Origin of the sequence: Catenulispora rubra, assembly GCF_015356825.1 — a bacterium.
GTDB lineage: Bacteria > Actinomycetota > Actinomycetes > Streptomycetales > Catenulisporaceae > Catenulispora > Catenulispora rubra.
Map to the genome: position 1 here is coordinate 1 of NZ_JAACYW010000469.1, position 5480 is coordinate 5480.

Genomic DNA, 5480 nt, shown 5'->3' on the forward strand with positions numbered 1-5480 from the left:
CGGTGAGGGTGCCGGTGAGGGTGCCGGTGAGGGTGCCGGTGAAGGCGCCGGTGAAGGTGCCGCCTGAGGATTCTGCGGTTCCTGCTGATCCTGCGGGTCCGCCACGCCGGGGACCTCCGGTTCGGTCGCTCGCTGGGGCGGGGCGCCGCGTGGACCCGCGCCGCTCCATTCGAAGGCTGATGCGCGGGTGGGGCCAGTGGGGTTCGGCCGGCGGAGTGAGGCGGGGCGCGTCGGGCGCGCGTGGGCGTGGCGGCGGGAGGCGCGGCGCGGGAGGCGACCTGCTTGCGATCATGTCAGGGTTTCCATACAGTCACGCGTAAGGAAATCCTGACATCGAAGGAGCGCGTGATGGGCTGGCTCTACGAAGGCGTCCCCGACGAGGAACACGAGGGCCACGCGGTCGGGGTGCTCGCCAACGGCGTGATCCCGACGTACGGCTCGGGCGGCCGGTGGTCCGAGATGGAGTTCCGGGACGGCTGGTGGTCGGCGGGCAGCGGCTCGGACGACCCGGGCGCCGAGCCGGCGTGGCTGGTCCCGGCGTGCGTGTGCGGCTGGCGTGGCGAGCGTGTCGCCTACGATCCGCAGGCCGAGGAGGCGGCGCGGGCGCTGTGGGACGCGCACATGGACGACGTCACCGTGTACTTCCTGTCGGTCGCCAAGGCCGCCGAGGGGCTGGTCGGCGTGCTGGAGAAGGCGCGGAAGGACGGCGAGTACGACGCGCGGCCGCTGGCGGTGGTCAAGGCGCTGCGGGTGACGCAGACCCGGATCGGGACGGAGATCGCGGCGGCGGTCGGGGCGGCTCGCGCGCAGGAGCTGAGTTGGGAGCTCATCGGGGACGCGCTGGGGGTCACGCGGCAGACCGCGCATGAGCGGTATCGGGAGGTGCCGGCCGTTCCGGCGGAGGAACGGGAGCTGGACGCAGCTCTCGCCCAGAAGTAGCGGCACCGCCAGCAAAGCAGCATCAAGCTCCGGGTCAGCGCCCCCGCGCCGACCCGGAGCTCTTCGTTCCCTGATCAGCCCTTCTGCTGGTTCAGCGCCGGCACGGAACCGGAGTCCGGTCCCCCGGTCTGGCTCAGCTGACCGTTGCCGTTGCCGTTGCCGTTGCCGGTCACGGCGCCGTTCGGCGGGCCGGCCGGCAGGCTCACGCAGGTCGGCACGGGCTGGTCGGTCAGCACCGAGGCGACCTGGCCCTTGCCGCCGTCGAAGCTGAAGACGACCAGCATCGTGTCATTCTTCGGCAGGCCCTGGCCCTGGACCGTGACGGAGCTGAGGCCGCCGGGGCCGACCTGCACGCCGAGCGTGGTCTTGCCGGCGTTCTGGTTCGGGGCGGCGAAGGTGTTGATCGACGGGCAGCCCGGCGTGGCCTTGATCACCGCGACGCTGGCGCCGAGCTGGTGGAGCTTGGCGTTCGCGCCGGCGATGCCCCCGGCGTCGTCGACGGAGACGGTCACGGTGCCGTCGTGGTTGTCCGTCACGGCGTAGGCCGCGGCGGTGCCGCCGAAGACGCCGAAGCCGACGGCTGCGGCGCCGGCCGCTGCGACGGTGCCGACGCCAGCCCAGGCCGGGCGGGCGTAGCGGCGGCGAGACGCGGGAGCCGGGGCCTGCGCGGCCGCGGCAGCCGAGGTCAGCTCGGCCCCGTGCTCGGCCATCAGGTCCTCGAAGAGGTGGTCGGCGAAGTTGGTCATGGTGTCACTCCGGGTTCCGGGCGCGTGGCGTGCGCCCTGCGTAGACGGGTTCGGGCGCGCATGAGCCGCATGCGGAGCGCGCCCGCGGAGATGCCGAGTACCTGCGCCGCCTCCTTGGCCTTCAGGCCCGCGATGTCGACCAGTTCGACGGCCTGGCGGTCCAGGTCCGGCAGCCGGGTCAGCTCGCTGACCAGGGTCCGGCCCTCGCGCTCGGCGTCGATGCGGTCGAGGAGTTCTTCGACGTGGTCCGCCGCCAGGTCGCGGCGGCCCGCCAGCCGGACCGCGCGCTCGCGCTGCCGGGCGTCGGACTCGCAGTGCCCGGCGAAGATCCGGCGGGCTATGCCGAACAGCCAGGCGCGCGCGGTTCCGCGGCGGGGGTCGAAGGTGGTGTAGGAGGTGATCGCCTCGACGAAGGTGTCCGCGGTCAGGTCGGCGACCGTCTGCGGATCGGTGGTGCGTCGGGCGAAGTAGGCGGTGACCGCGTCGATGTTGGCGCGGTACACGTGCTCGAAACCGGCGGCGGGGTCGTGGTCCGGGGCGGGCCGCCGGGGGCGTCCCGGATGCGTTCGCTCCGATCGCGGCTGATCTCGAGGGCGCTGTGGTCGCTGCGTCGTCGTCTCGCTCACACCTGTAGTTGCCGTCTGCGCCGGATTCTGTCACACGGGCCGCCGCACGCCCCGCCGCGCGGGCCGGTTCACACGTCCGGCGCTGGCGACGTTTGCGCAGGCCCCGGCGCGCGCAGACCCCCGGATGACCGTTGCCCCCCGACTCAGCGAGGTCACCGTTGAAGCAGCGTGCGAACAAGGGTGCGGCCGCCGCCGCGGTGTGCGCGATCCTGCTGGCCGCCGCCGGCTGCGGATCGTCGAAGGCGAAGTCCTCGGACTCCTCGCCGGCTGCGGCGTCAACGAGTTCGGCGACGTCGGCGGCGGGGTCTTCGGCGTCTTCGGCGTCCGGCGCGCCGAGCGGGCAGACCTCGGACCAGCTGCAGTCGGACTACGAGACCGTGGTGAGCAACGTGCTGCCGTCGGTGGTGCAGATCAGCACGGACAGCGGCCTGGGCTCCGGCGTGGTCTACGACAGCAAGGGCGACATCGTCACCAACGCGCACGTCGTCGGGCGCGCCACCAGCTTCACGGTGACGCAGCCCACCGGCGGGCAGCCGCTGACCGCCTCGCTGGTCGGCAGCTACCCGGCCGGCGACCTGGCGGTGATCCGGGTCGGCAACGGCGGCGGCGGGCTGAAGCCGGCGAAGTTCGGCGACTCCACCAAGCTGCGGGTCGGGCAGATCGTGCTGGCGATGGGCAGTCCGCTGGGGCTGACCGGCACGGTGACCCAGGGCATCGTCTCGGCGCTGGGGCGCACCGTCACCTCCAACGACGCCTCCGGCGGCGGGGCCGCGATCACCGTCGGCGACGCCATCCAGACCTCGGCGGCGATCAACAACGGCAACAGCGGCGGCGCGCTGGTGGACCTGTCGAGCGAGGTCGTCGGCATCCCCTCGGCCGCCGCGCTCAACCCCGAACTCGGCAACAGCGCCGCGCCCGGCATCGGCTTCGCGATCCCGACCGCGACCGCGACCCGGATCGCCGACCAGCTGATCGCCTCCGGCAAGGTGACCGACTCCGGCCGCGCCGCGCTCGGGGTGAAGGTGATCGGGGTGGTGGACAACACCGGGTCGCCGGTCGGGGTGGGGATCGCGCAGCTGGAGGCGAACAGCGCCGCGGGGGCCGCCGGGCTGAAGGTCGGCGACGTGATCACCGCGGTGAACGGGACGCCGACGCCGGATCCGACGACGCTGTCCCAGGTGCTGGTGACGCTGAAGCCAGGGCAGCAGGTGAAGGTGGACTACACGGCTTCGGACGGGTCGAAGAAGACTGCGACGGTCACGCTGGGGACGTTGAGCGGCTGATTCAGGCGGCTGGTTCTACCCCTCGTTCGCTTCGCGCGATCGGCTTCGTTCGGTCGGCATCAGACGGTCCACGGCGGGACGATGCCGTCGCCCTCGCGCGGCAGCGTCCACGCCCGGCCGCCGGCCGGGGCGGTCACGATCGCGCTGAACCCGCTCGCGGGGTCCGCGGCGACGGAGCGCTCGGCGCCGGCCGGCACCACGATGGTGTCGCCGGCGGCCACGGCGTACGACTCCCCCGCCAGCTCCACGGTGGCGGCGCCGCCGGTGAAGACCCAGATCTGCTCGACGTCGATCACGTGCCGCGGCCCCGACGGCGCCCCGGCGACGACGTCCACGCGCCAGACCGGCCGGTCGGCGGTGCCCAGGGTCGGCGAGGCGAGGGTGGTCATGGTGGCCGCCGGGGTCTGGCTGCGGCGGGTCTGGGAGGTGCGGATGACGGACATGCTCGGCTCCTGCGGGTAGGATCGACAACAGTGTTGTCCTTAATAGACAATGAGGTTGTCGATCGTGTCAAGCACGTTGCCGCCGCGAGGCTCTGACCTGCCCTGGCTGCTGCTGCTCGGGTTCCGTGCCCTGATCGACGACGTGCACGCCGAACTCGCCGAGGCCGGCCACCCCGGATTCCGGTCGCTGCACGGCGTCGCGTTCAAGGCGATCGGGGACGGCGTCACCGCCTCCGAACTCGGGCGCCGGCTCGGGGTGTCGAAGCAGGCCGCGGGCAAGACCATCGAAGGGCTCGAACGCGAAGGGTATGTGGAGCGGGTCGCCGACCCGGCGGACGCGCGCAGCAAGATCATCCGACTGACGGCCCGCGGCGTGGAGGTGCAGCAGCGGGCGTTCGAGGCGATGGCCCGGCTGCGAGCGCAGTGGGCCGAGCAGCTCGGCGAGGAGCAGATGGTCGCGATCGAGGAGGGGCTGCGCGCGATGACGGCCGACCGGGAGACGCGCTTCGACATTCCCGGATGGTTCAAGGGCTAGCCCGCAGATCATCAGTCTTATGCCGCCGCCGGCCGATCGGAGACGTGTCGGTCCTGGACCCGGGGAGGGCGGAGGTCTCGACTGTGATCATGAGACATCGCCTTCTCACCGGCCTCGCCGTTGCGCCCTTGACCCTCGCAGCACTGTGCGCCGGCCCCGCGCACGCGGCATCCACCCATCCGGTGGCACTCGCCGCCCAGGTGAGCGAGCCGGAGAAGCAGGCTGCTGATTCCGTGGGGACGCTCGCCGGGGGTCTGGTGGCGGCGGCGAGTGCGGCGTTCGCGGGGACGGCGATGATGCGGCGGCGGAAGGGCTGAGGCTGCTGCGGAGTTGGCCGGGTAACCGCAGAAGCGCCAGCACAACAAGCTCGCCTTTGCACTGCACAGCCGCCGGACAGCAGCAGAAGTACCGGCACAGCAGTTGGCCTTCGCGACAGACTCGGCGAGCAGCGTTTTGTGCGACCGCCCTATCCCTCCGGCGCCAGATAGATGCGCACCCGCGCCGGCAGTCCGTCGGCCGCGATCCAGTCGCCGGTGTCGTCGCGGAGGAAGCGCCAGCCGGCTCGTTCGTAGAAGGCGACTGCGCCGGCGGCGTTCGCGTCCACTTCGAGGACTGCCCGGCGTCCTTCGTCGCGCGCCGACTGGGCTGCGTGCGACAGCAGGTCTGAGGCGAGGCCGCCTCGGCGCGCGTCCACTGCCACGAACAGGCGGCCTACCAGGGCGAGCTTCTGGGCCGGTTGGCTGATGCCTTCCGCGAACGCGTCGCTGGGTGGTGCGAGTGCCACGTGGCCCAGGATCGACGGGCCGTCGGCTGCCACCCAGGCGCCGAGCATGGGGTCCGGGGTCAGCCAGCTCTCGGGGTCGGTGGGCCAGTTGACCGGGTAGCCGTCCTTTTCGTGGACGGCGAAC

The 5480-nt window shown here is 72.5% G+C and carries 8 protein-coding genes; 4 read left to right on the forward strand and 4 right to left on the reverse strand.

The annotated features are described in order from the left end of the window. Positions 1-348: 348 nt before the first annotated feature. Complete coding sequence (locus GWK61_RS52360) at positions 349-939, forward strand: hypothetical protein (protein ID WP_194921722.1); 591 nt, start codon at positions 349-351, stop codon at positions 937-939. A gap of 74 nt (positions 940-1013) precedes the next feature. On the opposite strand, the gene GWK61_RS52365 is transcribed toward GWK61_RS52360, so the two are convergent. Continuing rightward, positions 1014-1685, reverse strand: a complete 672-nt coding sequence (locus GWK61_RS52365; RefSeq protein WP_194921724.1) for a hypothetical protein — start codon at positions 1683-1685, stop codon at positions 1014-1016. Then, entirely contained in the window at positions 1682-2188 is a 507-nt protein-coding gene (locus GWK61_RS52370) for an RNA polymerase sigma factor (RefSeq protein ID WP_194921726.1), read from the reverse strand. The genes GWK61_RS52365 and GWK61_RS52370 overlap by 4 nt, the downstream gene beginning before the upstream one ends. A gap of 281 nt (positions 2189-2469) precedes the next feature. Here GWK61_RS52370 and GWK61_RS52375 point away from each other — a divergent pair, with 281 nt between their 5' ends. Then, positions 2470-3594: a S1C family serine protease gene (locus GWK61_RS52375; protein WP_194921727.1), complete on the forward strand. Its 1125-nt coding sequence runs from the start codon at positions 2470-2472 to the stop codon at positions 3592-3594. A 59-nt stretch (positions 3595-3653) separates the two neighbouring features. Here the strand turns inward: GWK61_RS52375 and GWK61_RS52380 are convergent, their stop codons facing one another. Then, positions 3654-4037, reverse strand: a complete 384-nt coding sequence (locus GWK61_RS52380; protein WP_194921728.1) for a cupin domain-containing protein — start codon at positions 4035-4037, stop codon at positions 3654-3656. Between the two features lie 64 nt (positions 4038-4101). On the opposite strand from GWK61_RS52380, the gene GWK61_RS52385 reads away from it, so the two are divergent. Together GWK61_RS52385 and GWK61_RS52390 are read left to right on the forward strand one after the other, a co-directional pair. Further along, the gene (locus GWK61_RS52385) at positions 4102-4572 is read left to right on the forward strand and encodes a MarR family winged helix-turn-helix transcriptional regulator (protein ID WP_323748176.1); all 471 of its coding nucleotides are present in this window, start codon (positions 4102-4104) and stop codon (positions 4570-4572) included. Between the two features lie 89 nt (positions 4573-4661). Beyond that, positions 4662-4889 carry a hypothetical protein gene (locus GWK61_RS52390; RefSeq protein WP_194921730.1) on the forward strand — a complete coding sequence of 76 codons (228 nt, stop codon included), beginning with the start codon at positions 4662-4664 and terminating at the stop codon, positions 4887-4889. A 149-nt stretch (positions 4890-5038) separates the two neighbouring features. On the opposite strand, the gene GWK61_RS52395 is transcribed toward GWK61_RS52390, so the two are convergent. Next, a partial coding sequence (locus GWK61_RS52395) for a GNAT family N-acetyltransferase (protein WP_194921731.1) occupies positions 5039-5480 on the reverse strand: 442 nt, incomplete at its 5' end.

Excerpts from the sequence above, each read along its gene's own strand:
- GWK61_RS52360 (WP_194921722.1), top strand. The coding sequence starts at position 349 with ATGGGCTGGCTCTACGAAGGCGTCCCCGACGAGGAACACGAGGGCCAC.
- GWK61_RS52365 (WP_194921724.1), bottom strand. The coding sequence starts at position 1,685 with ATGACCAACTTCGCCGACCACCTCTTCGAGGACCTGATGGCCGAGCAC.
- GWK61_RS52380 (WP_194921728.1), bottom strand. The coding sequence starts at position 4,037 with ATGTCCGTCATCCGCACCTCCCAGACCCGCCGCAGCCAGACCCCGGCG.
- GWK61_RS52390 (WP_194921730.1), top strand. The coding sequence starts at position 4,662 with ATGAGACATCGCCTTCTCACCGGCCTCGCCGTTGCGCCCTTGACCCTC.